The following is a 21,876-nucleotide window of genomic DNA, read 5'->3' on the forward strand; positions in this document are numbered from 1 at the left end:
ATCGACACCGCTAGTCCGCTGGCGCCCGGCTTACCACTTCGGGGGTCGGCAACGGCAAGCGTACACCGAGGTAGCGCAGCCAGTTGCCGGATGGTGGCTGATGCGAGCGAGCCAACAGCCGCGCTGAACGTCGGAGAATGTCGGTGCTTGGCGCTAGATTGAACAAGCGATCGATCATATCGACGCCGCCAAACTCAAGCCAGTGCTGGAAGAAGTTGTCGGCCCGGTATACCCATTCGTCATCGCCGATTTGAGTGCGATCGATCGGCGTTCGTGGGTCTACTAGCACAAAGCAGCCCACCCTGCAGAATACTCCGTTGAGGCGATGCTTGTCGATCCATCGGCGTATTGCTTCACGCTGCAGTCGAACCTGCTCCACTGGAGAGGGTATCTCTACGCGCTTGCGTCCGTAGATCACGGCCCACTCACCATGGCTGTTCTTGGTCAGCGTTCCCGAGAACGCCTTGGACTCGAACAGCGAGATCGTCTTCGATTTCCTCGAGAGGAGCACATGATCGATCTGCGCGTATCCGCCGGCATTATCGCTGATCCGCAGGTTATGAATTAGAGCGTGATTGTGACTGGTGGCGAAATGGCGGTTCAGAACGTGGGTACTGAACCGCTCCCCTCGTGCGGCTCGGGTGAGCTTGGCGATGTGCCGGCTCACCCGCTCTCTGTACTTTTCCGGGCACCTAGTCGCCAGAAACTGCTCGAGGTAGGCGATATCCTCCTCAAGTCCGCCGGCAGTTGCTACCAGCATGGTCAGTCCTCGTTGGCGCGACGCTCTTCCTCGTTCGGCATCACCTGCTGAGCTTCCTCCCAAGGCCGTCCCTCGAAAGCAGGCTGACCCTCGACATAGTTGATGTCAGCGTTGGTCTGGCGATCGACGGTCCGCAGCAGGTCGATGATCGTCTTGTTGGTCCAGTCACCCGGATCTCCGACCACTGCGCCAGCGATCAGGCGGCCGAGCCGCCGGCTGATGCCGCCACCCCGGTCTTCGGTGTCTAGCCCGTAGACGTCCAGGTGATAGCCGTCGGTGTAGGGGAACAGGCACATGGTCATGCGCAGGTTCTGCGATCCGCGGATCCGGCGTTTGGCATTGGCGATCCACACCGCGCCGTCGCATTGCACCTGCTTGACCTGAGCCTGCTGCGCAGCTCCGAGCAGCGCGCCGAACCCGCCAAGCCGACCACCGGCAAAGGGATCGACCAGTTCGAACGTGCCCGCCTGCGCCGGCGGCGTACCGCGGATCAGCGGGGTCACCGTCTCGGAATCCGAAGCATTGAGGTTGATACCGTCGGTCAGCGCGCGGATCAGCTCCTGCCGGTTCGCCTGCGTCCGGATATCGAAGATGTGGTAGAGCTCTTTGGTCCTCTCCGCCTGCTGAGCCTGGACCGGCACGGCGGTGAACATGGCGAGGCCTGCGCTGAGCGCCGCAATACGATTGAAAAAGTGCATTAGTCCCTCCGTTGCCCTGGTCATCGTCAGCGGTCCCGTTCCGCTATGCGGCTCATATTGGCCGCGGTAATGTTGATCTGCTTGCCCTTCACGACCGTGAGCGTGCCCATGCTACTCAGATCATTGTCGGAAACCAGTGTGGGTGTGCCGTCCCAGACTTCGGTCGGTACGATCAGGCTCTTCCAGTTGCCGGCAGGCACCTCGAGCGTTGCCCGCTCCTGAGCGCGGACGAAGCCCATGTAGATCGGCGTCCCGTCGTTGCCGTGTAGCTGGATCACCAAATTGCTGTCGCTGGCAGTCACCCTGAGCCTGCCGAGCGGTGCCGAGGCGTGTTCCGGCCGGATGCGGAACTCGCCCGACGGTGGGAACCCAGGATCGCCGAACATTCCGTTCATGCCGGCCGGGGCCATCCCGGCAAGCGTGTAGAGCATTCCGCCACCCATCAGGGTGATGCCGGCGAGACGCGGCGAGATGGTCGGCTTCGGCAACCGCATAGGGCGCCTCGGCAGTGGCCCGTCTCGTGGATCACGCACCATCGCGGTGCTGAGCTCCCCTAAGGAGGAGGTCAGCTCCTTGGGCGTGAACGGCTTGTCGAGGGCGCCTTTACCCCCCTTCCCTCGTCGCATGTCAGTTGCCCTCCAGATCCGGCATCAGCCAGTTGGTCTTGGTCTCGAGATTGCCGTTGAAGCGTCGACGCAGGTCGATGATGTGGCCGCCATCATTACCGAAGGTCAGCCGGTCTCGACTGTCGTCGACCACGCTGTTGAAGCCGAACAGCTCCTCCTCGCCGTACCAGGTGTCGCCCTCGATCAGCCGCAGCGTCCAGGTCCCATGCGGCGCGAGCACGGCCGCCATCTCATTCATGCGGACGAAGGTCATGAACACCGGGATGCCGTCACTGCCGACCAGCTGGACCACGGCGTTGCGCTCGCCGGCGGTGATGGTGAAGCGAGCGGTTCCGCCGCTCGCATATCGACCGCGGACCTTGAACTCGCCGCTTTCTGGGAACGGCTCGGTTGTTCCGAACTCCGGCAAATAGCCGTGTCGGCGAGCATCATCGAAGATCGCAATCCCCCTGCTCGCCAGGACCAGGACCAAGCTCAAGGCCAACAGCGATCCGGGAGCTAGGAACTGACGTGCTCCACCTTTGCCACTGCGGTGTCGTAGCCCTGTTCTCCGCTCGCGCTGCAGGTTCAGGCTATCTTCGTGGTCCCAGCGGCCGGTACTGTAATTGAAAAAGACCTCACCCAGGCGTGACTGCGCTTTCTTCGCACCCGGCTTGAAGCCCTTGGCATTCGTGCGGTGCCGTTCCCGCATGTAGTCGCGGTCATCGATCCCCATGGTTCACCTCGTCATCAGGAGGCCGACCGCGCCGAGCGCGATAGCCGCGCCGCCGAACACGGTATTGCCAATGGCGATACGCCGACCCACACGATCCTTCCGGACGCCACGGCGCGCACGGTAGCAGCCGCTCTCTATGCCGGCGGTGCCGTCCCAGACATCCAGGACGCCGTATGTCAGCAGCGCCAACGCGACGATGCGTGCAAACGTGTCCGGCATGACCCTGCCCATGACAAAGGCGACGATCGCCCCGCCTAGCAGCGGCAGCATGACGATCCGGCTCAGGTCGATCAGGCTGAAGATACGGTAGCGTCTCTCCACCAACGAGGCGGGCACAAGCATGAGCGGGCGCCGGCACGACCCGCAGGTCATTGCCGGCGCCCCGCGCGGCCAGGAGGTCAACGGATCGCCGCAGAAGGTGCAGGCAGGGCTATGCCGAGTGTTGGTCATACAGGCATCCGCTGGGCCAGTCGGCATCGTTCAGACGATCGTTACCGGTTGCAGCCGCTGCACTTCGGGGCAGTCGACGCAGTCCACGGTCCGGACCAGCGGTCGGCAGTCATTCACGCTGGCGGTGCGCTCGCTCTGCTGGCTGTAGGCCAGCATTTCGCTCAGCACCTTCTCGTTGGCGGCAGGCTGTCTGGCGGTGCAATCATTGGCTGTCGCCGGCATCGCAGCGAGCGCCAGCGGCGCCGCACACAGGATAAGCAGGGTCTTCATCAATCGTGTTCCTCATGGTGCGTGGGAGTTTGCCGGGAGCCCGCATTCGCCCTCATCCCTCCCGGGTTCGGGACTGGTCAGCGGGTGAAGCCGTCTCGCCGACTGCCGTAGCCGTCATCGAACCGCGCATCGCTGCGAGTGCTCTTGCGGATCGAAGCTTCCACTCCGTTTGGAGTGTCGCGCAGGTGCAGGTCGCGTGGATCCACGTTGTTGCGCTTGGCCCAGCCTTCAGCCTCTGCGCGATCGCCGAAACTGCCGGCAGGATCATATCCGAAACTCATGGTCGTTCTCCCTCATGCTAGAGCTGGTTGGTGGCTGTCCGAGCCCGTGCCGATCGCGTTCCCGATGTGTCGCCGGACGCTCTCGGCTGTGGGTCGTTCGGAGGCTGGCAGGCGCACGGTGGTGTATCCGGCGCGAGCGGTCAGCCGGTCGCGATCGCGATCCTTCGCGGCATCGTGGGTGCGGTCATCCAGCTCGATCAGCAGCATGATCCTGCCGCTCGCGCGGTCCTCGACCACGAAATCGACCCGTTTGCTGCTGAAGCGGTTGCGCGTGATCTGCCGTGCCGATTTGTCGAGCCCGGACTTAGGCCGCAGCAACGCGCCCATCGAAACCTGCGCGTGGATCCGCGCCGTTGGGATAGCCTGCTCGATGTAGCCGATCGTGCGCCGCTCCATGTCGGTCATCAGGGCCGTCGGCTCGACGGGCAAGCCGCCGATGCCCTTGCCCTTCCCGGCGAACTGCATGGCGACCATGACGATCGCCAACAGCAGCAGGATGGGGATCAGCGTACCCCAGGTCACGCGGCGGTCGCCATGAAGAACGCGGACGCGACCAGGATGATCGGGATGATGACATATGCCGTCACGCTACGGCGCCCATCACGGTGGTGTCGTCATTTGCTGCGGCAAGTTGGCGCCGCCGTTGGCGCCTGCGTTGGAACGGCCGCGCGGCCCGTCCGGCAAGGTCGACGAACGCAACGGCGATGCCGCCCACCAGCGCGGCGACAAACAGGCAAAAGCCAATCGCCACCAGGTCAGCGATCATTTGCTGCTGATGCACTCCGTCGCGCATCTGGGCGCAGCCGGCGACGCCGTGGACGGAGAGGTCACAGACAGTGAAGCTCTCGCCCTGGATGGCTCGCGCAATATGCGAGAGGCCGGCGGCATCGACCATCGTTTCGAGGGTGGCGGGTCGGTCAAGCGCAATTGGTCCGGTGTTGGACATGCCAAGGCTCCTATCGGCTGCGTTCGATGTTGCGTTCGGGGAGGTCGAGCTGCGGGGTGGCTCTCATGCTCTCCATGGTGAGGCCCGGGAGCGGCGGCAGCTTGTCGAGATCGACCTTGAGCTCAGGCGGGAGCACCGGCCCATTGCGCGGCGGACCAAGCGCGCTGGCAATGCCGGGGCTGGTGCTGCCACGATCGAGCCTCAGATCCTTGTCGCCCGTCGCCTCAAGGGCGCTGCTCTTGTCGCCGGGGTTGCGCTCGATGGCTCGGATCAGCTGATCCTTGTCGTTGGTGACGATCTCGATGTCTTCGCGCACGCGGGTTGCCATCACGTGGGTCAGGCGCTGGTTCGACAGGAAGCGCTCGCTTGAGTGCATGACCCCGATGCCCTGATCGGTCGTCATGCCCTGAGCCTGGTGCATGTTGATGGCGTAGGAGAGCCCGAGCCGCTCAAGCATCTTGTCGCCGGCGGCCAGTTCGATCACCTCGCCCCGTGCAGTGGCGACTGTCACCATCTCACCGCTGACCGACAGCACCTTGGCCGTTTCGGAATTAAGCAGGTCGCGTGCCTTGTCAGTCGCCGTCCAGCGGATCGTGTCGCCCTCATGGAGCTTGATGCGCTCCTTCTCGGACAGCTGCAGCGCATCGTTCTTCGCCTGCGGATCGATGCGCGACGGATCGAACCGGATCCGCTTGCCGTTCTCGTCCCGCAGCGTGACCTCGCCCCGCGCATTGGTGCGGAGGACCTCGTATCGACCGCGGGATAGACCCCCTGCATCCTTGTTCCGAACCACATCGAGCACCTGCCCGGCATGGTAGGTCCGCGCGTAGCGCAGCTCTTCGCGGGTTGCGTTGACCTGCAGCAGGGTCGTGATCCCCAGCCCCTCTCCCTTCAGGACACCTTCCGTCTTCAGGCCGTCCTGCACCAGCTCGTTAAGTTCGATGCGGGCAACCCGTCCCGATGCGTACAGCGCAGTCCGCTCACGGTTCTCAGGGGAAAGTGCCAGCCACTTGTCAGCCGCAACCTCGACATGACTCTCGCCCTTGCCGACCTGCTGCACGCGCTCACCCAGCACCTCGAACGCCTCGCGGAACTTGCCCTCCCGGGTCAGGGTGGCGACCTGCTGCATGTGCTCGGTTTTCTGGCGCAGGCTCGTGTCCATGCGCGCCATGGCCGGGTCGTGGCTCTGGATCAGGCTGAACGCCTTGCCGGCATCGATCGGCTGCAGCTGGTTGTGATCGCCGATCATCACCAGGCGGTCGACCTCATAGGCGTTGGCGATCGTGGCGAGATTGTTCATCTGCTCGTTGGCGACCAGCGACGCCTCGTCCAGCACCAGGACCTTGCCGGCAAGCGCTGCCTTGGACGTCTCGAAGTTGGGTCCCTGCCCCGCCAGCGCGCCGCGGAGATGCGCGTTGACGAATGAGGAGACGGTCTGGGCCTCGATCTTGGCGTCGTCGCGCAGCATCGAGACCATCTTGTTGGCGAAAGCGAGACCGAGGACCTCCTTGCCCTCCTCGCGCGCGACATTGGCCATCGCCTCGATCATGGTCGTCTTTCCGGCGCCGGCGACGCCCTGCACCACCATCATGCGATCGCTGGTCGAAAGGGCGAGCGTAGCGGCGCCGAGCTGCTCACCATTCAGCGACCGATCGCCGGCGACCGCCTGCAGCCGGTCGGCAACATCGGCGGCCGGTACGATCGGCTGCGACGCATTACGGCCGCGATCGATCTGGGCGAGAAGCTGTCGCTCCTGCTGCAGATGCTCCGGCGTTGTCACCACCTGTACCACACCGTCGATCCGGTCGCTCCTGCCCGGGATCAACTGTCCCTGTTCCAGCAGCGCGCCTATGCGAGCATCCACCTTGTCGACCGTGACCCCTTTCAGACCCAGATCGAGCGCTGTCTTGCCGACCTGGTGGATTCCGAACGCGGCTTCCCGCTGCCCGATGATCCGCACGGCGGAGGCAACCGCCATCTCTGTTCGTAGCCCGGAAGGGGTCAGGAGAGCCCTCGAGAGGCCGTTGGTCGCCAGAGGGTCCGCCGGTCGCACATAGTCCTTCAATGCCGCCCTGATGGGCTCCAGCAGCTCCTGAACCCGGGCAGGCGAGCCGATCGGCTTCTCTCGGCCGTTCTGCGCGCGCGCCATGGCGTCGCGAACCAGGTCCTTGCCATCGAAACCCAGTTCAGCTGCACGCTCCTGCCATCCTGAGCGCAGTGCTTCCTTGTCCTCGACAGCAAGCTTGGCATCGCGGGTGTTGACCACCACGCGGTCCTGCCCCTGCGGCGTGCTCACGCCGATCTCCTTGGCTTTCTCCAGCACCTCCTGCCGGCGCTGGCTGAAGGGATCGATGACTGCGCGCGGGACACCGGCGATCTCCCACTGACCGTGTTTGCCGGTGATCTCGGTCTGGTAGCCGAGGCGTTGCATGTTCTCTCGGGCAAAGGCGTGATAGGCCGAGCCGATCACGGTGTTGTTCTTCCACAGCTCGCCGTTCCAGAGTGCCTTCCACTTGCCTTCGGCCGTCTGAGTCATCGCCGCGATGACCACATGGATGTGGCTTTGCGGGTCGAGCTTGCGCGAGGTGTCGTGCTGGAACAATGCATACACCAGGTTGCCGGTGCGAACCGGCTCGCCGTTGGGGTTTCGAGTACGGTCACGCGCTTCGGCAAAGTTCTTCTCGACCCATGCCATGGTCTGCTTGACCGCCTGCTGGTGTGCCTCGAGGATCCGTTTGTCGCCGGTTACCAGCGCCAGAATGCTAGCGGACTTCGACAGCGAGAAGGTGAAGTCGACGCCAGCGCGCGCATTGGCCGCCTTGTTGACCTCCGTGCCGTCCGGCAGCCTGCTATTCAGCAGCCCCTCGAACGCCTCCTTCGTGACGTTACCGGAGAGACCAAGAGCATCGGCACCCCTCCCGCCCCACTCGCTGAGTTCACCCGGCCCGTCGCCCAGGTAGTAGTCATCCTTGGCAAAGTAGTTCGCCGCGCCGCCGGCAGAGCCGACCGATGCCACCGACAGCATGGTCTAGCGCTCCATATCCATGTCATCCGAGATGTCAGGCTCGGCATGATGGTGGTGGTGCTTGTGACCACGCTCCTCGGCACCAAAGCCGAGCCGTTCCTCCCGCGCGATCTGGCTTTCCTGGCGCTCGTCCTTGCCCGCCTGCTCCTGCTGCAGGACGCCAGCAGACTTTGCCGCTCCCTTGCCGGTTTGCACGTCCTTCAGCTTCCCAGGCCCGGTCGGTGTCTCCTGCTCGGATTGGCCGCGCTGACGCTGGGCGGAGGTAAGCTCGAAGCCCCCCTCCTGACGGGGCGCGTCTGTCGAACCGGTGGGTAGGCGTGAGGGCGTTTGCGGATCGCGCTGCAGAACCTCGCCTGTCACGCGGTCGAAAACCTGCGCGCTCTTCTCTTCGACCTCCTGGCGCATCAGTTCGGCGCCTTTTTGCGCCTCCGACATCTCCCCTGCGCGCACCATCTCGGCTTGCTGGATCGGTTCGTTGGCAGGACCGTCTCCCTCCCGCCCGCCATCCTTCTTATCCGCGCCTTCCTCGGCCGGAGGGACATACTCGGCAGCGCGCATGGCTGTGACCCTGATGAACCCTTCGGCTTGCTCCGGGTAATCCTCCCACGTCAGCTTGATACGGGCCGCTGGGAAGCCGTCCGGAAACTTGATGAAGCCATGCAGCGACGGCAGGTTGGTGATGTCGTCCGGCATCACCAGATTCTCGATCTGCTTGCGGGGCGTGATCGTGGAGGCGTCGCGGCTGTTGTTGTAGCCGTAGCTGTACGCCTCATCCATCTGCCGGACTTCACGGTTGCCGATGTAGTCGGCACAGCGTTTGGCGGTCTCAATATCCGCTGTGGCGAGCACCAGCTTGGTGCGCGCAAGCGACGCAAGATTGACCGCGCCGTTCTCGCCATAGGTCTCGGCCAGCTTGTCGAACGAGTGCATTCCCAGCACGAAGGCGCCGCCGACGGCGCGGGCCGTCTGCAGGCCATGTTCGATCGCCGGCAGGCGATGCAAGGCGTGAACCTCGTCCAGCAGGAACCAGGTGCGCAGATTGCGGGTCCGGCCCATGCGGAACAGTGCATTCACCGCAAGGTCCATCCACAGCGTCAGCAGGGGCCGATTGAGCACCAGATCCGTGTGGGTGGAGGTGATGAACATGATCGAGCCTTCCTGCACATCCTCGGTCATCCAACGGTTGATCGAGAAGCCTGCTTGGCCCTCCCTTGGCTCTGGCAGGAAGCGCATGACGTTGGCATTGGCTGTGAAGGTCGCGCGGATCGATTCCGCCATTTTGGCAGCCTGGGGGGAGACCAGCGGACCGGCTGCGGTTCCTTCCAGCTGACGGTGCAAGGCTTTGAGGTCCGCCTGCATCAGAAAGTGCGCCAGGCCGCCATTGGTGCGCACGTTCAACTTGAGCATCTTCATGCACATTTCGACGAGCAGCATCCGGGCAGCTTTCTGCCAGAAATCATCCTCGGCATTATGCCCGGTCGGGATCAGTGCATTGGCTGCACTCATGAAGTCGGCGTAGGTGTCGCAGTCGTTGAAGATCGACCACGCTTCACAGCGCTGATCCATCGGGTTGAGGATCACGTCGCGCTCAGGGTCGTAGAAGCTTTCAACGAACGTTCCGGTAAGGTCGAAGATTACGGCTCGGTGACCGCGGGCACGCGCCTGCTTGACGATCTTCTTCAGCTCGGTTGTCTTACCCGAACCGGTCGTGCCGATCAGCATGGCATGGCTCTGTTCCAGCTTCCATGGAACCGGCACTGTCGCCATACGGTAGGGTACGTGATCGCCCATCCTGATCCGCTTGCGGATCGTCAGCTTGCGTACCTCTTTCGCGTTCAACGGTGGCTTGCGCTTGGCGCACTCCTCCGCGTGTCTTGTCGCGTTGTACTGTGCGGTGTTCTCAGCCAGCTCGTCACGGCTGACCAGGATCGCTCCGCGCTCGTGGCGCTCTTTGAGGATTTCGCTGCCGCGGCGGCGTGAGAAGTCGACGAACCACATGGTCAACGGTGTGCAGATGAAGAAGCCACCGATCAGCGCCGCCAGCATGATCTTCTTGGTGATCGTCCACGCTTCGATCACTGCTGGATGATAGGGCAGTCCGTTGGCCGTCACCTCTGCGATCCGCCCGCTGGCGAGGGTCAGATTTATGCCCTTGAGCGGGTCCAGTCCGACCCAGTTCCACAGCGTCGAAAGGCCGAGCATAATGACCATGTGGACTTGGTTCGTCGCGAGGTTGTAGAGGGCCAGCGCGGAGCCGATGGCGAGGGTGGTGAAAAGCCATACTTGCAGGGGCACTTTCATGCCCGCCCAGGTCATCAGAACCTGATGGCTGAACAGCTGTGATCCGCGTGTAAAACTATCAGCATTCCGCACCACTTTTCCGCGTGCGGAATCGTGCGTGATCGTCGCTGCTTTCTTGCTGAAGCGGACGTCCTCAACCATGGTGAGCGTCCACGTTTCGGAACGCCAGTCGTAGCAGCTCCGCAGCGTCATCCGGGCTCTCCCGCTCTATCAGCAGTGATAGAGCGAGCTGGGTATGCTCGAGTATGGCGAGAGTACGTCGCGTGTTGACCGCGATGCCAATCCGCATGAGGGGCAGGCCTACCCTGATGGCCGCGCATACCAGCTCGGTGCGCGACATCGAGCGATCAGCTGCCAGCTGATCGACTTCGGCCAGAATGTCCGCCGGGAAAGCAACGCCGACAGACTGGGTTCTTTTAGACATACCAGGTCCTTCTCAAGACCTGGCTCGGGTATCGCAACGCCCTTATACCGCCCCTGCAGCCGCAACGAAAGCGCTAATCCGCTGCAGCACACTGCACTAGATTAGCATTAAGATACAATGAGATAAGCCGCTTGCCCGAGCACTGCAGCGGGCTGCAGCGCGGTGCAGCAGGCTGCAGCGCTCCTAAGTCGTTGAATGAAGGTCAATATCCCCTTGCAGTATCAACCGCGAAGCGGTGTAGGGTGTGCATTGGATTAGGGACTTAGAGCCTCGTCCATCCCTGTGCCTGTCCTGACTCCTTTGTGTTGGTCCGGGTTCCCGGTGGAGCTGTCCGGCCGTGAGGCCGGATGGGCCTCGGCGGTGGTCTTGGGCGCCCTTGGTATCATCTGTCGCGTCAGCTGATCCTGGAAATCATCGACAAGTTGCTGAGGCCTGTGTTGCGCGCCCTCCCGGAAGCGATCGTCACCCGTAGGGCCGAGACCCAGTGCAACTGGGGCTCGGTGGAGCCGTTGTCGCTGCCATGCCGCGTAGCGGCCTGGCAGCGACGGCGGCGGAATAGAGCGCGGTCAGGTGCCGGCATAGCCGGCGCCTGATCCGGCCCACACTCACCTTCGAGATGGCTCGCTCAACAGCCAACATAGGTTTCACGATCGAGGCGCGATGCCCTGCGCCCGAGTAGCTGATCTCGGCCATCATCCGGTACAAAGATTAGGGCTCGATTTGGCGCGGAAATGCGCTAGCATTTCAGCCGGGGTTGCGAAGGTAAGGGACGGTTGAAATGAAGTCGAAAGTTGAGCGTGAACGCGAAGCGTTGGAGCAGGCGGAACAGGAGTTGCGCGAACGCCGGGCGAAGCTGGCTGAACTGGAGAAGCAGGAGTCCGCGAAGGCGATCGACAAGCTGGTCAAATCTGTCGGCCGCGAGCGGGCTATCGAGATCCTCGAGCTGAGCTTGCAGGTGAAGCCCAAGGTCGCGCTCGATAAGTTGCGCGAACTGGCCGGTGGTAGCGCGAAGGCCTGAGCCGGTCGCAGTGCCTGCGGCGCGTCAGCGCCGCTCGACAGGTAGGGGCTCGATGCCCCTGCCGGTCGACCTTTAGCAACAAAAGAAATGGGGAGCCGAGGCCCCCCATTCTGCGTCAGTAGTCGTCGCTCATCTTGGCGTCAGCGGTGTAGACGATGTTGTCGATGATGTGGAGCGGCAGCGCGCCGTAGTCGCCCTCTTCGATGATGCTGTAGGAGCCCTCGTCATTCTCGATGACGTGGATGTCGAAGAAGCTGTGGTAGGAGCGCTTCTCGGCTTCGAGGATGCGGGTATCGAGCGTGATGCTGCGTGCGATCAGTGCCTGTGCTGCGATAGCGTTCGATGCGGTGATAGTCTGCGTCATGTTAGCCTCCATCATCTTATGAATGATGGCCATCGGCGAGCGCGCGAAAGCGGGCGGGTCAATGCCGGCCGTAGGCCGCCCGCAGGGGCTGTGGGGGAGCCGATTTGCGCAGCAAATTGGGGGAACCGCAGCGCATTGAGGCGCCCGCTTTCGTGTGGTGCAATGGGAAGCCTGTGATAAGTCCTGTGTGGTTGGCACCGCCCGGCCGATGCGAGACGATGGTGCGCTTTAGCGCGCACATCGCGAGCGAGCCGGGCCAGTGGTTGGCGGGAAAGCAGATGGCAAAAAGAAGGGCACCGGAACCTTGCGGCTCGGTGCCCTTCCCCATCGATCCTGAAAGCGGGAGGCTAAGCGCGCCCTCGGATCTAACTGGTCATTTCCTACGCTCCCGCGGCTCCCGCAATCCCGCGCCAGGCATGAAGCTTCTCGATGCTGCCGTAGCAATCGGCCGGAGCATAGGCGGTCAGGTACTCGACAAAGGTCGGCAGGGCTGCGCGGTTCTCCTCGTCGCCCCCCTGCATCGCGCCGATCAGGTCGTTGGCGATCAGGCAGCGATAGAAGGTGCTGAGGGAGGCGCCATAGCCCTCTTCGATGTAGCGGCGGATGCGCTGGCGGCTGTCTTCAGGAAGCATCGCAAGGTGCTCGATCCACGGTGCGTTCGTCATGGTGACCTCTTGTGGTTGGGGCGTGGGCATCATGCCCAGGTGAGGCGCGGCTGCTGCTCGCCGCAATCGGTGGTGACGGTCATCGTCAGCTGATCGTAGATCGTGCGGATCTCCAGATCGTCGAAGGCTTTGGCCATGGTGGGCTGGCGCAGCAGATCGCTCAGGCGATCGATGCTTATGGAGGTTCTCGCCGCGGGGTTGATACCGATCGCGGCGAATAGCTTCTCGGCGGTATCCTCGCGCAAGGTCATGTCGCTGGCGAGAGCTATATGCTCCGACACACGCAGCTGGATATCGGTGCCTTCTAGCGCTCGTTCCACACGCAATGTCCGACCAAGGAACTGCCCTTCCTCGACGATGGCGATGATGTCGTCGCGCCAATCGAACAACCCCGACAGTTTCGCCAGGGCAATGCTGTTGGCGTTGAACTCGAAATTGGTCGGCAGGTGGTCGATCTCGCCTTCATCGGGATCGATTACCATCCTGTAATCTCGCAGCATGGCGACCAGCTTGGCCAGTTCTCGAGCGGTGATGGTTGCAGGCTTTGTATGCAGCCGGGATTGCGTGTCGACGATGCGGAAGGTGACGAGCATCTTAGCCTCCTCAATAGCTCACCTTCTCCCTCCCCCTCCTCTCCCGCTTCATGGATCCCGAGGTGATCGGAGGCGTAGCCTTGTTCGCGACCCAGAGGCCGCGTTCGCGTATCCCGCGAGCGACACCGCAGGTTTGCCTGGCGATGCCTGCAGCAGGCCGTCAGGCCGCTCAGGCGAGCCATTCGGCGGACCGGCGATCCGGCGAAGGCAGACCGCGCGCGGCGTGTCGCGCACGCAGGTGCGCGCCGCCCGCAAGGGACTGCCGGCGCCGGCCACATCGCTCGCAGCTGGCGCGCGGCCATAGGCCGCGTCCGACGCTTGCCAAGTGTGCTGCGACAGGTCCGCCGGGCGACGCCTGCAGCAGGCCGTCAGGCCGCTCAGGCGAGCCATTCGGCGGACCGGCGATCCGGCGAAGGCAGACCGCGCGCGGCGTGTCGCGCACGCAGGTGCGCGCCGCCCGCAAGGGACTGCCGGCGCCGGCCACATCGCTCGCAGCTGGCGCGCGGCCATAGGCCGCGTCCGACGCTTGCCAGGTGTGCTGCGACAGGTCCGCCGGGCGATGTCTGCAGCAGGCCGTCAGGCCGCTCAGGCGAGCCATTCGGCGGACCGGCGATCCGGCGGAGGCAGACCGCGCGTGGCGTGTCGCGCACGCAGGTGCGCGCCGCCCGCAAGGGACTGCCGGCGCCGGCCACATCGCTCGCAGTTGGCGCGCGGCCATAGGCCGCGTCCCGACGCTTGCCAGGTGTGCTGCGACAGGTGGCCGGCGAGGCCGGTAGCGCCCGTCCAGGGCGCGTAGCCGGCGAGCCATGGCCACCGGTCAGGCGGAGCCCACCGGAAGCCACGGGAGCGCGGCCCAGAGGCCGCGTCCGCGCGTGCCGCGAGCAACACCGTAGGTCCGCCGGGCGATGCCTGCAGCAGGCCGGCAGGCCGCTCAGGCGAGCCACTCGGCGGACCGGCGATCCGGCGGAGGCAGACCGCGCGTGGCGTGTCGCGCACGCAGGTGCGCGCCGCCCGCAAGGGACTGCCGGTGCCGGCCACATCGCTTGCAGCTGGCGCGCGGCCATAGGCCGCGTCCGCCCTGTCCCCGTGCTCTGCCGCAGGTGGTCCGGCAATGCCGGGGGCGCCCGTCGAGGGCGCGGGACCGGCAACCCGGACCGCCGGGCCATGGATCGCGACGCTGGGCACGAGCCGGGGCACCCGGCATAGTGCCGCCTGCTGCGGCCCAGAGGCCGCGTCCGCCCGTGCCGCGAGCGACGCCGCAGGTCCGCCGGGCGATGCCTGCAGCAGGCCGTCAGGCCGCTCAGGCGAGCCGCTCGGCGGATCGGCGATCCGGCGGAGGCAGACCGCGCGTGGCGTGTCGCGCACGCAGGTGCGCGCCGCCCGCAAGGGACTGCCGGTGCCGGCCACATCGCTTGCAGCTGGCCCGCGGCCATAGGCCGCGTCCGACGCTTGTCAGGTGTACTGCCGCAGGTGGCCGGCAAGGCCGGCAGCGCCCATCAGGGCGCGTATCCGGCGAGCCATGGCCACCGGCCAGGTGGAGCACAGCGGATGCCGCAGGAGCGCGGCCCGGAGGCCGCGTCGCCGCGGTCAGCGGGCAACACTGCAGGTCCGCCGGGCGATGCCTGTAGCAGGCCGTCAGGCCGCTCAGGCGAGCCACTCGGCGGACCGGCGATCCGGCGGAGGCAGACTGCGCGTGGCGTGCCGCGCACGCAGGTGCGCGCCGCCCGCAAGGGACTGCCGCCGTCGGCCACATCGCTCGCAGCTGGCGCGCGGCCATAGGCCGCGTCCGACGGTTGCACCTGGCGTTGCCGCAGGTGGCCGGCGAGGCTGGCAGCGCCCGTCCAGGGCGCGCATCCGGCGAGCTATGGCCACCGGTGGGGTGGGTCGGGACAGCCGCCACGCGCGCGGCGACGGGGCTCGATGCCCCTGAGCCGCGCTTTTGTGCAACGAAAGAGAAGAAGAGGCGGGGAGGCTGCGCCGTGGCGCAGCCCCCTCGCCTCGTAAGCCGCCTCAGCGGCGGTTGCGCATCGGGGCAGCCTGCTGGTCGGTCAGCCGGCGGATGTGCAGCGGCACCCCGTTCTGGCGGAGGCGCTGTGCGAGGTGCGACTGGATCCCCGTGCCCTCGCAGATCAGCGCTTCAACCGGCTGCAGGTCGATCATCCGGTCGTTACGCTTGAAGCCGGCGCTCTTGCCGTGGCGCCGATCGGGGATGAAGGCGATGGTCTTGACCCCGTTCGCCGCGGCCCAGCTGTTCGCCATCGCGTCGACGCCCTTGCGCATCGCGGTCGTGGCGATGACCATGTGCGGGATGCGGGCCTTGATGTCGTCAAGGATGCTCCAGACCATGGCATGATCGTGCCAGTTGTCCTGTCCGCCCGAGACCAGCACCAGCGGCCCTTCCGGGTTGAACTGTGCGCGGCGCTCCTGGGCCCGGGCGGCGAGATAGTCGCGTGCCTGGATCTGCGAGGCGGTCACCCCGCTGCGGCTGACCTGCGATCCGCGCGTGGCGGTGAAGGGTCGGCCGGTCTCGACGCGGTAGACCTCGGCGGCGTGGTCGCGCATGGCTTCCAGGCTCTCGCGGCAACCCTGCAGTGTCTGGCAGAGCTGCTGCGTTTCCTCGAGCTCGACGGCGTAGATTTCCGACGGGTCCCATTGGCGGGCCATCTCGGCCAGCTTCTTGGCGGCGTCATCTTCGCGGCCCTCGGCGAGGCGGGCGGTCATGTGGAAGCTGTTCACCATGCCCCAAGCGAGCTGCTGGGCGAACTCTTCCATCCGAGTGTCCTTCAGGACGTCGAAGATCGTGCCGATGGCCATCTCCACCGCCCGGCGCGCCATGTCGGCATCGGGCATGTCGGCCGTGATCGGCGCGTCAACGACGGTCAGCTTGGCGAACTCGGAATGCTCGATGAAGCTGCCATCGTAGGCATCCACCACGTCGGTACGGCTGTCGGCCAGCTCGGCGCGCATGTTGGCGAGATCGGCGAAGTTGTTGAACTTGGTCATATTAGCCTCCTTGATCGTCCCCACCATGGGAACCCCCACCCCCCATCAGGTGGGAGGCGACCAGTCCGGGCCGGCCGCCTGCGGCCGCCGGCTTGCCGGGGTGTTCCGGGTGTCTATTTTTCGGGGGCACCCACGAAAAATCGATGGCCGGGGCGCCGCCTTGACGGGCGCCGAAGCCTGATATGTTCTCGTGGGTGTTCCTGTGTGTGTGGGAGAGAGGTTCCCGCCCCGGAGCGCGAGAGACGGGCGGTCACAGGACCGGCTTGCCGGTCCGCCGCCCGGCCCCGCGAACGGGTTAACAGCGGGAACTCATCCAGAACGATGCCCTCCCGCCGGCGCCCGATAGGGGGGCGACGGCATTGCCGCAGGCAATCGGGAGAGAATCGCCACAAAGCGCAGCGCGCACCGGAGCCGGCTGCCGGGTTCGCCTGCAGGCGAACCGCCGGGGCGCTTGTCGACCCGGCGAGGCTGACCGGCGCCGCGCGCAAGTCTTTGCCGGCACCTTGGCCGCAAGGCCGGTGCCGGACCGCCAGCGATCGTCACCCGCCAGGGCCGAGACCGCTCGCGGGCTCGGGGAAGCCGCCCCCGGCGGCTGAGTAGAGCGTGGTCCCGCATCGCGGGAGGCGGCAGGGAACGCACCCAGTCCATCCACCATCTTCGACCCGGCAGCTGCAGCATGTCTCACTCCTTCCGGCACAGCACATCCCAGTCTCCCTCCCCCTCCTCTTTCGCTGCCATGGGCGCGGCGTGAGCCGCGCCTGGCGGAGCCATGACCTGCGGCCGACGACGGCCGCTCCGGGGATTTCCACTCGCGCTACGGCAGGTGCGCCGGGCCGTGCCCGGAGTGTGCAGCGCGAGGGCGGACCATGCGGTGCGCCGGGAGGCAGTTTCTGGGTGGCGCCGGCAACGCTGCGCGGCGAGGGGGCTCGATGCCCCTGAGCTGCGCCTGACGACGCAGCATGGCAGGAGGGAGGCTTCCGGTTGCCCGGTCACCTCCCTGTCTGTGCTTCAGTCGAGATCCTCGGCGAGGTTTATGTCGTCGGCGTCGTCCTCGTGCTCTGCGTCGCCCGCCTCCCGGGGCTGGAAGTCGAACCGCCATGCGTCAGCAGCCTGTCCATCGATGAAGGCGTAGAATGCGCTCAGCGCCGCGTCCTCGGATGCGATGTCGTGCTGGGTGATGCCGGTGATTGCCATGAAAGCCTCCTTGATCGTCCCCACCATGGGAACCCGGCCGTGCGATCAGGTGGGAGGCGGCCAGTCAGGGTCGGCCGCTCGCGGCCGCCGGCTTGCCGGGGTGCTCCGGCTGTCTATTTTTCGGGGCACCACGAAAAATCGATGGTCGGGGCGCAGCCTTGACGGGCGCCGAAGCCTGATATGTTTCGGCAGGTGGTCCTGTGTGTGTGGGAGAGAGGTTCCCGCCCCCGGCGCGGAGACGATCCGCTGCGCGGATCGCCCGCAGAGGGGTTAACAGCGGGAACTCATTCCTGTGTTGCGGCCGTTCAGCAGGAAGGACGCTTGGACAGTGCGCAGGGGGTAAATCTGGTGACCGCCAGCGATTCCGGCTGAGCAGTCGGAATAGAGTTTGCTCCCGCATCGCGGGGGCAGTCAAGGCGGGTGCTTTCGTGTCAGCAGCCTTCAGGCAGCGACCATGGTGATGGATTGCATCTCGGCTCGGAAGGCATCCATCTGGTGCAGGTGTTCAAGGTAGAGGTGACCAAAAGCTATGGTCTCGTCGAGGGCATCGTCTTCGCATTCGATGGCGTAGGAGTCCGACAGGTCGAGGGCGCCGACGTCGATGTGATCGAGGAAGTCGTCGCGACGTTCGGCAAACCGTTCAAGCTTGCGGAGGAGCTGCTCGGCGCGTGTGATATCGCGCTCGGCGAAGAGGCCGAAGTCCTGCATGGTCATTCTCCATTGGCGAGGATGCGAGAAGGGCGGCGCGTCAGCGCCGCCCTCTGGCGGGTCAGATGAACTCGACGTTCTCGGCGATGATCTCGCAACCGAAGCGGTCGTTGTTCTCGGCGTCCTTCCAGCGGGTGTAGTGGATGCGGCCGGTGACGGCGAGCAGGTCGCCCTTCACCTTGTGGTCGCGGACTCCGGTGCCCATGCCGTTGAAGATGGTGACCTTGTGGAACTCGGCGTCCTTGAGCGGGTAGCCCGTCTCGGGATCCTTGACGACCTTGCCTTCGCGGATGCGGGGGCGATCGGTCACCAGGGTGATTTCGGTGATGCGGGTGTCCCGGCCGTCACGGGTGATGGGGTCCTTGGCCAGGCGGCCGACGAGATTGACGATGTTCATTTCCAAGCCTCCGAGATCCGGCGGGGCGTCCGCCGTGCCCCTGATTGAGCCCGCCAGGCGGGCCGGGACACCGACGCGCTCGCGCGGAGGGGAACATCCGATCACGGAGTGGTGCGGGCAGGCCGCCCATCGGGCGGACCACACGGTCCGTTAGCGGGTGTTGGCCCGGTCCGCAGGGTGGGCTGGGGGCACATCGAGGCGGATGCTCCTCGCCGGGTCACCGAGAGGCGCCAGAGAAATGGACATTGGCAATCCGAGGCGGACACGCATGGCCATGGACCACACCATCGCTCGTGATGGCTACAGGGGCACCTACGGCATCGCCGGAAGCACCCGAAGGGGTGACCGGTCGAACCTCCCGCTGACGCGAGGGGGCGTCATGGATTCAGGGCTACCCGCTCGAGGACGATGACCTGAGTTCCGCAGGGGCACTGCGGCATGGGCATGGGTGTCTTGCGACCACACTGGCGACGGCGACCGCCGCCGTCACCGGCCGCCTGCATTCTATGAACCCGCGGGGATGTCGGACACGCCGTGGGGCAGCGGGACCTTCGTCGGATGCTTGGGTTCCCTCCTGCGAAGGGGTGCTGATGTGTTGCTCTGCCTCGGCCGTGGATGGCGGTGCAGGACTTCCGCCAGCGATCGTGACCCGCAAGGGCCGAGACCCGCTTGCGGGGCTCGGTGGAGCCGACGGCGCCGCCTGGTCGCGCAGCGGCAAGGTGGCGATGGGGGCGGAATAGAGCGCGCTCCCGCGTCAGCGGGGGGCGGCACTCAGTTCCAGGTCAAGACACCAAGCCGCCCGTCTCTAGCTCATGGCGACGGTCAGGAGCCAGCTGGCCAATAGCAGGATCAGTACAGGGGCAATCAGGCTGTCCACACCGCCTCGCTGCACCTGTCCCCAGGTCTGACTGATACGCGTTCGGATGTTGGCGAAAGCCTCCCATCCGTAGGCGGCAGCGGCACCGATCAAGGCATAAGCACCGATGTGGTAGGCGGCGGTCTGGGCTCCGGCCAGGTAGACCACGCCGGCAGCGGCCGCGATGGCGATCGTGATCCACTCGGCGAGGTGCAGCACGGGAATGTTCTGCTTGTCCGTCGCCCATTGCAACGAGCGTCCGACGGGCATGATCGGTTGCGCACAACAGGTGCACAAGGTCATCACCTGGTGCTTGGGCCAGGACGTCACGTCGGCGCTGCAATAGCTGCAACGTTGTGGATGGCGAAGCTCAGGCTTCGAACTCTCCTTGGTGGCTTGTTGCGCTGGCATAGTAGGGCTCCAGGCGGGGTGGGTTGTCACGAAGCGTCTCGGAGATTGTAGCGGTCGGCAATATCCACCGGTCGGTTTTCTTGTGCAATCAAGTCGGAGCTGAAATCAACGTGGATGGCGTCGATGCTCCGATAAGCAGGTGATCAGCGTCGACCAACGCCGCAGCGTGAGACGGGGCCGGAGCCCCGGCACCTCACCCGATGCCGAGGATCTTCATCAGCGTGGGGCCGAAGGTGCTGCCGACCGCCGCAGTGGCGATGACGAAGGCGAGCTGCAGGCGCGACATTGAAACGCGTGTGTCGATCCGACCCTCGATATTGGCGAGGCGACCGTTCACCGCCTCGAGCTTGGCGAGCACCTCGCGGTTTGCCTCGGCGACCTTGCTGACGATGAACTCCTCCGTCAGCTCGGTCAGCGCCTGCGCGGCGTTTGCCTCGATGCCGGCGACGAGCGCTGCGCGATAGAACGTGATCTGAAACTCCGCCATTGCGACCTCCCGTGTTGCGGCCACTCGCCGCCAGCACTGCATGGTTGGCCGTCATGGGCGGGATCACCGACGCGCAGCGGCGGGGAACCGGCTTGCAAGCGAGTGGTGCGGGCAGGCCGCGCAGCGGCCAACTCGGTCGCGCCGCAAGGCGGTTGATCCCGACCATAGGGCAACCAGGTGCTGATAGCTGGCGAGTGGTTGCGACACGGGGGGCAGTGGTGGTGCTCGGGTCGGCGTCTCACCGCAGAAGCTGACGTTCGAGATCGAGGCCGTGCAAGTGCTCGACGTAGAGCGTGCCGAAGGCGACGACATCGTTGAGGTCGTCATCAACCGCATAAATCCGGCGGAGCTCGGCGGGGGAGAGCTGCTGCATGTCGAGGGCATCAAGAAAGCGCGACCGGCGTTCCGCGTACCGCTTGATCCGGTCGAGGATCCTGGCGGCGCGCAGCGGGTCGCGTTTGGCGTAAAGGCCGAAGTCGGGCATGGCAGGTCTCCTGCGAGCCGGACGCGCGCGTCAGCGCTGTCCGGCGAGGGTGTCCTCAGGTGTTGGGCTTAGCGGCGACAGGTCATCGGTCAGCCGGGGCGTTGCCAGACACCGGGTTCGACCTCGACGTAGCGCTTGATCCCAAGGTAATGCGCCACCTCGCGTTCACCGACATTGTAGGACCGTTCGCGATCCGCCGGCACGTCGGTGATGAAGGTGACACCGGCCGCTGCCGCGATGTTGATCTCTGTCAGATCGGGGCGCATCCGCTGCCGGCGCGCACCTTCGGCCGAGATCATCACGACGTCGCGATTGTTGTAGCGCCCGCTGTTCGCGAGTGCGCCGGCGGCAATGCGATAGGCGTGGGTCGAGCTGGCTTGCGAGCCACTGCCGATGAACTTGGTGCAGCGTGTCGCCTTCGCCTGGTCCTTGGCGAAGTAGGGCGACTTGCGTGCTGACGCGGAAAGATCGAGCATCTGTGCCTCCTTTATGGCCCAGTTCCTCCATCCCCCTCCACTTTGTTCGTGGCCGATTGCCGGGAAGCAGTAGGCAAAGAAAAGGCCCGCCCGGACAGTGAGCCGGGCGGGCCGTTACGGCAGCGGATGGGAGGGGGAACCACCGCCGCCGTTTTGGTAGATATCGCTCAGGCGTCGACCTGTTCCCGCTTGCGGCTGCGCGGTGCTGGTGCGGGAGCGGTGCTGTCGCCAAGGCCATCGTCGCCATCAGCACCCTTGGAGACCGGCGTGCCCTCGGGGATGCCGTCGGTGCCATCGGCGCCGGGCAGCGCGGGCAGCGCGTCCTCGGCCGGAACCGTGCCCGGCTTCGGGGTCTCGACCCGCTGCTTCGGGCGGCGCCACGCGACGTTGAACGAGCCGTCATCCTGGCGGAAGGCGGCGATGTCGAGCGGCTTCGGCATCGAGGGATCGTCGATCCGGCCCGAGTAGAAACTCACGCCGGTGTCGTTGGCGGTGAACTCCCACAACGCGCCGATCTTCAGCCAGGTGCGGCGATCGCTCGACAGCGCCAGGACGTCGAAGGCCGGTGCTTTGCTGTTGTTGGAGCGGACCTCCTGCAGCGCGATCACGGCGCTGAAGTTCATGGTGGCGATGCGGCCGACGGGGGCGCTGGTCTGCGGGTCGAGCTTGAGGTTGCCGATGTTCATGGTGGAAGGCTCCTGATGCGTCCGAACCCATTGTCCGG

The 21,876-nt window shown here is 65.3% G+C and carries 24 protein-coding genes; 1 reads left to right on the top strand and 23 read right to left on the bottom strand.

The features are described from left to right. Positions 1–10 precede the first annotated feature (10 nt). From PK98_RS15100 to PK98_RS15150, 11 genes are all read right to left on the bottom strand, one after another. Positions 11–760 carry a nuclease-related domain-containing protein gene (locus tag PK98_RS15100; RefSeq protein ID WP_052208911.1) on the bottom strand — a complete coding sequence of 250 codons (750 nt, stop codon included), beginning with the start codon at positions 758–760 and terminating at the stop codon, positions 11–13. Between the two features lie 2 nt (positions 761–762). Further along, positions 763–1,458 (bottom strand): hypothetical protein, encoded by a 696-nt coding sequence (locus PK98_RS15105; protein ID WP_052208913.1) that lies wholly within the window; start codon positions 1,456–1,458, stop codon positions 763–765. A gap of 26 nt (positions 1,459–1,484) precedes the next feature. After that, positions 1,485–1,946 carry a hypothetical protein gene (locus PK98_RS15110; protein WP_152608751.1) on the bottom strand — a complete coding sequence of 154 codons (462 nt, stop codon included), beginning with the start codon at positions 1,944–1,946 and terminating at the stop codon, positions 1,485–1,487. Between the two features lie 139 nt (positions 1,947–2,085). Continuing rightward, entirely contained in the window at positions 2,086–2,799 is a 714-nt protein-coding gene (locus PK98_RS15115) for a hypothetical protein (RefSeq protein ID WP_039097868.1), read from the bottom strand. Positions 2,800–2,802: 3 nt separating this feature from the next. After that, complete coding sequence (locus PK98_RS15120) at positions 2,803–3,141, bottom strand: hypothetical protein (protein WP_161792458.1); 339 nt, start codon at positions 3,139–3,141, stop codon at positions 2,803–2,805. A gap of 138 nt (positions 3,142–3,279) precedes the next feature. Further along, positions 3,280–3,519: a hypothetical protein gene (locus PK98_RS15125; RefSeq protein ID WP_039097870.1), complete on the bottom strand. Its 240-nt coding sequence runs from the start codon at positions 3,517–3,519 to the stop codon at positions 3,280–3,282. A 77-nt stretch (positions 3,520–3,596) separates the two neighbouring features. Continuing rightward, positions 3,597–3,800 (bottom strand): hypothetical protein, encoded by a 204-nt coding sequence (locus PK98_RS17180; protein WP_039097871.1) that lies wholly within the window; start codon positions 3,798–3,800, stop codon positions 3,597–3,599. A 12-nt stretch (positions 3,801–3,812) separates the two neighbouring features. Then, a complete protein-coding gene (locus PK98_RS15135) occupies positions 3,813–4,322 on the bottom strand; it encodes a DUF2726 domain-containing protein (protein WP_039097872.1) in 510 nt (169 codons plus the stop codon). A gap of 61 nt (positions 4,323–4,383) precedes the next feature. Beyond that, entirely contained in the window at positions 4,384–4,746 is a 363-nt protein-coding gene (locus tag PK98_RS15140; RefSeq protein ID WP_152608753.1) for a hypothetical protein, read from the bottom strand. A 10-nt stretch (positions 4,747–4,756) separates the two neighbouring features. Then, positions 4,757–7,771 carry a MobF family relaxase gene (gene mobF, locus PK98_RS15145; RefSeq protein WP_039097874.1) on the bottom strand — a complete coding sequence of 1,005 codons (3,015 nt, stop codon included), beginning with the start codon at positions 7,769–7,771 and terminating at the stop codon, positions 4,757–4,759. Between the two features lie 3 nt (positions 7,772–7,774). Further along, the gene (locus PK98_RS15150; protein WP_235425553.1) at positions 7,775–10,264 is read right to left on the bottom strand and encodes a type IV secretion system DNA-binding domain-containing protein; all 2,490 of its coding nucleotides are present in this window, start codon (positions 10,262–10,264) and stop codon (positions 7,775–7,777) included. 1,010 nt (positions 10,265–11,274) lie between these two features. Here PK98_RS15150 and PK98_RS15160 point away from each other — a divergent pair. Next, positions 11,275–11,514: a hypothetical protein gene (locus PK98_RS15160; protein ID WP_039097876.1), complete on the top strand. Its 240-nt coding sequence runs from the start codon at positions 11,275–11,277 to the stop codon at positions 11,512–11,514. Positions 11,515–11,629: 115 nt separating this feature from the next. On the opposite strand, the gene PK98_RS15165 is transcribed toward PK98_RS15160, so the two are convergent. From PK98_RS15165 to PK98_RS15225, 12 genes are all read right to left on the bottom strand, one after another. Next, positions 11,630–11,878, bottom strand: a complete 249-nt coding sequence (locus PK98_RS15165) for a hypothetical protein (protein ID WP_081996318.1) — start codon at positions 11,876–11,878, stop codon at positions 11,630–11,632. A gap of 380 nt (positions 11,879–12,258) precedes the next feature. After that, positions 12,259–12,576 carry a hypothetical protein gene (locus PK98_RS15170; protein WP_152608754.1) on the bottom strand — a complete coding sequence of 106 codons (318 nt, stop codon included), beginning with the start codon at positions 12,574–12,576 and terminating at the stop codon, positions 12,259–12,261. Further along, positions 12,573–13,136 carry a hypothetical protein gene (locus PK98_RS15175; protein WP_039097878.1) on the bottom strand — a complete coding sequence of 188 codons (564 nt, stop codon included), beginning with the start codon at positions 13,134–13,136 and terminating at the stop codon, positions 12,573–12,575. Before PK98_RS15175 ends, PK98_RS15170 begins: the two co-directional genes overlap by 4 nt. A 2,010-nt stretch (positions 13,137–15,146) precedes the next feature. Next, a complete protein-coding gene (locus PK98_RS15185; protein WP_039097880.1) occupies positions 15,147–16,139 on the bottom strand; it encodes a DUF2493 domain-containing protein in 993 nt (330 codons plus the stop codon). A gap of 1,008 nt (positions 16,140–17,147) precedes the next feature. Continuing rightward, positions 17,148–17,360 carry a hypothetical protein gene (locus tag PK98_RS15190; RefSeq protein WP_039097881.1) on the bottom strand — a complete coding sequence of 71 codons (213 nt, stop codon included), beginning with the start codon at positions 17,358–17,360 and terminating at the stop codon, positions 17,148–17,150. Positions 17,361–17,774: 414 nt separating this feature from the next. Continuing rightward, complete coding sequence (locus PK98_RS15195; RefSeq protein ID WP_152608755.1) at positions 17,775–18,041, bottom strand: hypothetical protein; 267 nt, start codon at positions 18,039–18,041, stop codon at positions 17,775–17,777. Positions 18,042–18,102: 61 nt separating this feature from the next. Further along, entirely contained in the window at positions 18,103–18,438 is a 336-nt protein-coding gene (locus PK98_RS15200) for a single-stranded DNA-binding protein (RefSeq protein ID WP_039097884.1), read from the bottom strand. 805 nt (positions 18,439–19,243) lie between these two features. Next, positions 19,244–19,705: a hypothetical protein gene (locus PK98_RS15205; protein WP_152608756.1), complete on the bottom strand. Its 462-nt coding sequence runs from the start codon at positions 19,703–19,705 to the stop codon at positions 19,244–19,246. Between the two features lie 193 nt (positions 19,706–19,898). Next, the gene (locus tag PK98_RS15210; RefSeq protein ID WP_039097886.1) at positions 19,899–20,192 is read right to left on the bottom strand and encodes a hypothetical protein; all 294 of its coding nucleotides are present in this window, start codon (positions 20,190–20,192) and stop codon (positions 19,899–19,901) included. A gap of 238 nt (positions 20,193–20,430) precedes the next feature. Continuing rightward, on the bottom strand, positions 20,431–20,676 hold the full coding sequence (locus PK98_RS15215) for a hypothetical protein (RefSeq protein WP_039097887.1): 246 nt from the start codon (positions 20,674–20,676) through the stop codon (positions 20,431–20,433). An 89-nt stretch (positions 20,677–20,765) separates the two neighbouring features. Continuing rightward, the gene (locus tag PK98_RS15220) at positions 20,766–21,152 is read right to left on the bottom strand and encodes a hypothetical protein (protein WP_039097888.1); all 387 of its coding nucleotides are present in this window, start codon (positions 21,150–21,152) and stop codon (positions 20,766–20,768) included. Positions 21,153–21,319: 167 nt separating this feature from the next. Further along, positions 21,320–21,838: a DUF736 domain-containing protein gene (locus PK98_RS15225; RefSeq protein WP_039097889.1), complete on the bottom strand. Its 519-nt coding sequence runs from the start codon at positions 21,836–21,838 to the stop codon at positions 21,320–21,322. Positions 21,839–21,876: the final 38 nt, after the last annotated feature.

It is taken from the genome of Croceibacterium mercuriale, assembly GCF_000802385.1.
GTDB classification, from domain to species: Bacteria; Pseudomonadota; Alphaproteobacteria; order Sphingomonadales; family Sphingomonadaceae; genus Croceibacterium; species Croceibacterium mercuriale.

What these genes read in the sequence shown, in the direction of transcription:
- PK98_RS15100 (WP_052208911.1), bottom strand. Translation starts at nt 760, where the DNA reads ATGCTGGTAGCAACTGCCGGCGGACTTGAGGAGGATATCGCCTACCTC.
- PK98_RS15105 (WP_052208913.1), bottom strand. Translation starts at nt 1,458, where the DNA reads ATGCACTTTTTCAATCGTATTGCGGCGCTCAGCGCAGGCCTCGCCATG.
- PK98_RS15115 (WP_039097868.1), bottom strand. Translation starts at nt 2,799, where the DNA reads ATGGGGATCGATGACCGCGACTACATGCGGGAACGGCACCGCACGAAT.
- PK98_RS15120 (WP_161792458.1), bottom strand. Translation starts at nt 3,141, where the DNA reads ATGCTTGTGCCCGCCTCGTTGGTGGAGAGACGCTACCGTATCTTCAGC.
- PK98_RS15125 (WP_039097870.1), bottom strand. Translation starts at nt 3,519, where the DNA reads ATGAAGACCCTGCTTATCCTGTGTGCGGCGCCGCTGGCGCTCGCTGCG.
- PK98_RS17180 (WP_039097871.1), bottom strand. Translation starts at nt 3,800, where the DNA reads ATGAGTTTCGGATATGATCCTGCCGGCAGTTTCGGCGATCGCGCAGAG.
- PK98_RS15140 (WP_152608753.1), bottom strand. Translation starts at nt 4,746, where the DNA reads ATGTCCAACACCGGACCAATTGCGCTTGACCGACCCGCCACCCTCGAA.
- mobF (WP_039097874.1), bottom strand. Translation starts at nt 7,771, where the DNA reads ATGCTGTCGGTGGCATCGGTCGGCTCTGCCGGCGGCGCGGCGAACTAC.
- PK98_RS15150 (WP_235425553.1), bottom strand. Translation starts at nt 10,264, where the DNA reads ATGACGCTGCGGAGCTGCTACGACTGGCGTTCCGAAACGTGGACGCTC.
- PK98_RS15160 (WP_039097876.1), top strand. Translation starts at nt 11,275, where the DNA reads ATGAAGTCGAAAGTTGAGCGTGAACGCGAAGCGTTGGAGCAGGCGGAA.
- PK98_RS15165 (WP_081996318.1), bottom strand. Translation starts at nt 11,878, where the DNA reads ATGACGCAGACTATCACCGCATCGAACGCTATCGCAGCACAGGCACTG.
- PK98_RS15170 (WP_152608754.1), bottom strand. Translation starts at nt 12,576, where the DNA reads ATGATGCCCACGCCCCAACCACAAGAGGTCACCATGACGAACGCACCG.
- PK98_RS15175 (WP_039097878.1), bottom strand. Translation starts at nt 13,136, where the DNA reads ATGCTCGTCACCTTCCGCATCGTCGACACGCAATCCCGGCTGCATACA.
- PK98_RS15185 (WP_039097880.1), bottom strand. Translation starts at nt 16,139, where the DNA reads ATGACCAAGTTCAACAACTTCGCCGATCTCGCCAACATGCGCGCCGAG.
- PK98_RS15190 (WP_039097881.1), bottom strand. Translation starts at nt 17,360, where the DNA reads ATGGTGGGGACGATCAAGGAGGCTTTCATGGCAATCACCGGCATCACC.
- PK98_RS15195 (WP_152608755.1), bottom strand. Translation starts at nt 18,041, where the DNA reads ATGCAGGACTTCGGCCTCTTCGCCGAGCGCGATATCACACGCGCCGAG.
- PK98_RS15200 (WP_039097884.1), bottom strand. Translation starts at nt 18,438, where the DNA reads ATGAACATCGTCAATCTCGTCGGCCGCCTGGCCAAGGACCCCATCACC.
- PK98_RS15205 (WP_152608756.1), bottom strand. Translation starts at nt 19,705, where the DNA reads ATGCCAGCGCAACAAGCCACCAAGGAGAGTTCGAAGCCTGAGCTTCGC.
- PK98_RS15210 (WP_039097886.1), bottom strand. Translation starts at nt 20,192, where the DNA reads ATGGCGGAGTTTCAGATCACGTTCTATCGCGCAGCGCTCGTCGCCGGC.
- PK98_RS15215 (WP_039097887.1), bottom strand. Translation starts at nt 20,676, where the DNA reads ATGCCCGACTTCGGCCTTTACGCCAAACGCGACCCGCTGCGCGCCGCC.
- PK98_RS15220 (WP_039097888.1), bottom strand. Translation starts at nt 21,152, where the DNA reads ATGCTCGATCTTTCCGCGTCAGCACGCAAGTCGCCCTACTTCGCCAAG.
- PK98_RS15225 (WP_039097889.1), bottom strand. Translation starts at nt 21,838, where the DNA reads ATGAACATCGGCAACCTCAAGCTCGACCCGCAGACCAGCGCCCCCGTC.